Consider the following 3,718-nt stretch of genomic DNA (forward strand, 5'->3'; position numbering starts at 1 on the left):
GGGCTGGCCTTCGCCGCGTGGGGCATGCATCTGCAGTTCTCCACCACGGCGGGCAGCGAGGCGGTGTCGCTGTTCTTCATGCTGGCCGCCTTCGCGCTGTACGCGGAGGCCGTGGAGGAGAACCGCTTCGCGCCGCTGTTCCAGGCCGCGCTGATGCTCAATCTCGCGTGCGCGCTGCGCTACGACGCGTGGATGTACATCCCGTTGATGTGCGTGGCGCTGCTCTTCAGCAGCGAGGACAAGGTGGCGTCGGTGACGCGCGCGGTGGGCTTCGGGCTGGCGTGCCTGCCGTTCCCCTTGCTGTGGATGCAGGGCAACGAGCTGATGCACGGCGACCCGTTCTTCCCCGTGAAGGCGGTGGAGGCGTTCCATCGGGATTGGGTGACGTCGTCGGCGGGCTCGGGAGCCGCCATCGGATGGCGCCTGCAACAGCTCTTCTTCTGGCCCGGGGTGGCGCTGCTCACCCTGACGCCGGGGGTGGCGCTGCTGGGCATGGTGGGCATGGTGAAGGCGTGGAAGGCGCGCCCGGACACGCGCTGGCTGGTGGCGACGGCGGTGGTGCCCACCGCGTACTTCACGTTCCGCGCGGTGGTGCTCTTGAACTTCGTCCCGCTGGGGCGCTTCACGGTGACGCAGCTGGCGGTGCTGCCGGTGTTCGTGGCCTTCGGCTTCGCGGCGCTGGTGGGCAGCAGGGGCGAGGGGCTGCGCAAGGGGGTGCTGGGCGTGACGGCGGTGCTGGCGGTGGTGCTGCCGGTGGCCATGGGCCTGTACACGTTCCGCGCGGAGGGACGGCTGCAGAACTCCTTGCGGCCGGTGAGCCCCACGTCGACCAACCCGGTGCCGGTGATGCAGGTGGCGGACCACGTGAAGGAGCAGGTGGCAGAGAAGGGTGGCTCGCTGGCCCTTGACGACGACCCCAGCTACATGGACCTGCAGGTGGCTTTCTTCTCCGGGCTGCCGGAGGAGAGAATCGCCCGCGTGCGCTGGGACACGTTCCGCAAGCTGCTGGCGGAGGCTCGGCCGGAGACGCTGGTGCGCTTCGACCAGGGCTCGCTGGTGAAGGACCCCGGCGTGAAGCTGGAGGGGCGCACGCTGACGCTGGACGGTGTCGCCTACGACGAGGTCGACGGCTTCACCGCGCCGCTGCACGTGTACCGTCGCCGCCCGTAGTGGCGCGAAGGCCTCAGGGCTTCCGGGGCGTCGCCTGCTGCTTCTGGAAGTACTCGACCTGCCATTGCTTCACGAGCGCCTGGTGGCAGTCGTAGGTGGGGCAGAAGACGTGGGTGCCGTCGTTGCGCGACACGAAGAAGAGGTCCTCGCAGTCCTGTGGCGCGAGCGCGGCCTGGAGCGCCGCGGCGCCCGGGCTGGCGATGGGGCCTGGCGGCAGGCCCGCGACTTTGTAGGTGTTGTACGGGTGGAGCGTCCGCAGGTCCTCGCGGGTGAGGTTCTTCGTGAAGACGCCGCGCAACAGGCGCATGGCGTAGAGCACCGTCGGGTCCGTCTCCAGGCGCATGCCCTTGCGCAGCCGGTTGTGGAAGACGCAGGCGATGCGAGGCCGCTCCTCGGGCGCGCCCGTCTCCTTCTCCACGATGGAGGCGAGCGTGAAGGTCTGCAGCAGGCCCAGCTTCACGCCGGGCATTCGCGCCGCGTCCGCCTTCCGGTACTCCTCCAGGGCTCGCGCCACCATCTTCCCGAGCACGGCCTCCTCGCGGACGCCCTTGGCGAAGGTGTATGTGTCCGGGAAGAGGAAGCCCTCGATGGACTTCGCGGGCACGCCCGCTTCGCGCAGGAAGGCCGCGTCGGTGGTGAAGGCCTCCAGCTTCCGGAGGTCGAGCCCCAGTCCGGAGGCCCCGAGCAACGGAAGGATTTCCTCGGCGCGCAGTCCCTCCGGCACGGTGAAGCGGTGAAGCTTCACCTGACCCGAGGCGACCTTCTCCGCGGCCTGGGCCGGCGTGAGGGGGCCTTCGAACTCGTACTCACCGGCCTTCAGCCGAGGGCCGAGGTCTTCGCGGCGCAGGTAGCGATAGAACAGCTCCGCGTCCGTCACCACGCCCCGGTCCGCCAGCAGCCGCGCGAGCGCGCGAGGCCCCGTGCCGGGAGGAATGTCCACCGTCACGGGCGCGGGCAACGCGGTGGGCGTCGCGGCGAACTCCGAGAGGTGGCGCGACTGCTGGAAGTACCAGCCTCCCACGCCCGCCGCCGCGAGGACGGCGAGCACGAGCACGGCGACGAGGGCCTTCTTCACTCCGACGGCTCCGAGTCGTAGTCGTCGTAGTCATCCGCGTGCATCGCCGTGTCAGGGGGCCGGCGGGCGTCCAGCCACCCCTGGAGGATGAACTGCGCGGCCACCTGGTCGATGACCTCCTTGCGGCGGGCGCGGCTGACGTCCGCTTCCAGGAGCGTGCGGGTGGCGGCCACGGTGGACAGCCGCTCGTCCAACAGCTCCACCTGGACGCCGAGCGCCTGCGTCACCGCGTCCGCGAACTTGCGCGAGGCCTCCGCGCGCGGGCCCTCGGAGCCGTCCATGTTGAGCGGCAGTCCGATGACCATGCGGTCCACCTCGTGCTCGCGCGCCAGGGCGCCGAGCACGGCGAGGTCCGCCTTGAGCGAGGTCCGTCGGATGGTGGTGACGCCCTGGGCGGTGAGGCCCAGGCCATCCGAGACGGCCACGCCGATGGTCTTGGTTCCGTAGTCCAAACCGAAGGTGCGCATGTGCCGCCGGACCTTAACCGCATCCTTCGTCGCGGACCGCTCCGTCCGACGTCGGGGACGCGCCTCGCCTGTCAGTCAGGCTAACCGACGGAATTCGCTGCGACGCCATCCGAGCCGCCGGGCGGCATCCCCGCTGCAACCCCCTCTGCCCATCGCGCGGCACTGCTTCCAACACGCCGCGCGGGAGGGCTCATGGTGGACTTTCTGAAGGGCGCGACGAACCTGCTGGCCAGCCCCGAGGGCACGGCGGTGGAGGGCGCGGGTGACACGCGGGGGATGACGCCCCTCATCTCTCACTCCATCAAGACGGTGGAGGGTGTGGCGACGGGCAACGTGTTGCTGGCGGCGAGCGGCGCGGTGGGGGTGGCGGAGGACCTGAAGAAGAATCCGGCGGCGAAGACGGAGTACGCGGCAGCGAGTGGCGCGGCGAAGACGGAGGGCTATGCGCCCATCCTTCCCACCGGCACCAGCGCGTTGGACCCGAAGATGCTGGACTACGAGGCCGCGCTGAAGGTGCTCGAGGCGAACTTCGACCAGCTGGACCTCGCGGATGGGAAGAAGTCGGGCTCGCTGTCGAAGGAGGAGCTGCGGCGCGCGGCCAATGACATGAGCCTGTCCCCGCAGTTGCGGAGCGCGGCCCGCTTCCTGACGGAGAACGCCGCGCTGTTCGAGCGGGTGGACTCGAGCGGGCTGCTCGCGCGGTTCATGCCGGTGGTGGGGAAGCTGTACAACGACGACCGCATCAAGTTGTCGGGAGTGCGCTCCGAGCTGAAGCGCGTGGGCGAGGAGTTCGCTCGCTACGGCCGGCCGGAGCGTCCGCGGACTCCGAAGCCCGAGGCGGAGACGTGTCCGCCCTCGACGGGGACGCCGGGCACGCGTCCTCCCTCCACGGGAGGTCCGTCGCCGGGCACTCCTTCACCGGGCACTCCTTCACCGGGTCCGCGTCCGCCCACGCCGGGCACGGGGCCGACGCCGGGGACGGGGACCCGGTGAAGGAGTGCCCGGT

At 70.5% G+C, this 3,718-nt stretch carries 4 protein-coding genes; 2 read left to right on the plus strand and 2 right to left on the minus strand.

Annotated elements, in window-relative coordinates; translation table 11 throughout:
• Nucleotides 1-1,170 (plus strand): hypothetical protein (locus HUW62_RS46120; protein WP_176438069.1); only part of this gene is annotated, 1,170 nt, incomplete at its 5' end.
• Between the two features lie 13 nt (nt 1,171-1,183).
• Here the strand turns inward: HUW62_RS46120 and mltG are convergent.
• Together mltG and ruvX are read right to left on the minus strand one after the other, a co-directional pair.
• Nucleotides 1,184-2,245, minus strand: a complete 1,062-nt coding sequence (gene mltG / locus HUW62_RS46125; RefSeq protein ID WP_176438070.1) for an endolytic transglycosylase MltG — start codon at nt 2,243-2,245, stop codon at nt 1,184-1,186.
• On the minus strand, nt 2,242-2,712 hold the full coding sequence (gene ruvX / locus HUW62_RS46130; RefSeq protein WP_163865421.1) for a Holliday junction resolvase RuvX: 471 nt from the start codon (nt 2,710-2,712) through the stop codon (nt 2,242-2,244). Before ruvX ends, mltG begins: the two co-directional genes overlap by 4 nt.
• A 192-nt stretch (nt 2,713-2,904) precedes the next feature.
• Here ruvX and HUW62_RS46135 point away from each other — a divergent pair, with 192 nt between their 5' ends.
• Complete coding sequence (locus HUW62_RS46135) at nt 2,905-3,705, plus strand: hypothetical protein (protein WP_176438071.1); 801 nt, start codon at nt 2,905-2,907, stop codon at nt 3,703-3,705.
• Nucleotides 3,706-3,718 lie beyond the last annotated feature (13 nt).

It is taken from the genome of Myxococcus sp. AM011, assembly GCF_013372595.1.
Lineage (GTDB): Bacteria > Myxococcota > Myxococcia > Myxococcales > Myxococcaceae > Myxococcus > Myxococcus eversor.

Excerpts from the sequence above, each read along its gene's own strand:
- ruvX (WP_163865421.1), bottom strand. The coding sequence starts at position 2,712 with ATGCGCACCTTCGGTTTGGACTACGGAACCAAGACCATCGGCGTGGCC.
- HUW62_RS46135 (WP_176438071.1), top strand. The coding sequence starts at position 2,905 with ATGGTGGACTTTCTGAAGGGCGCGACGAACCTGCTGGCCAGCCCCGAG.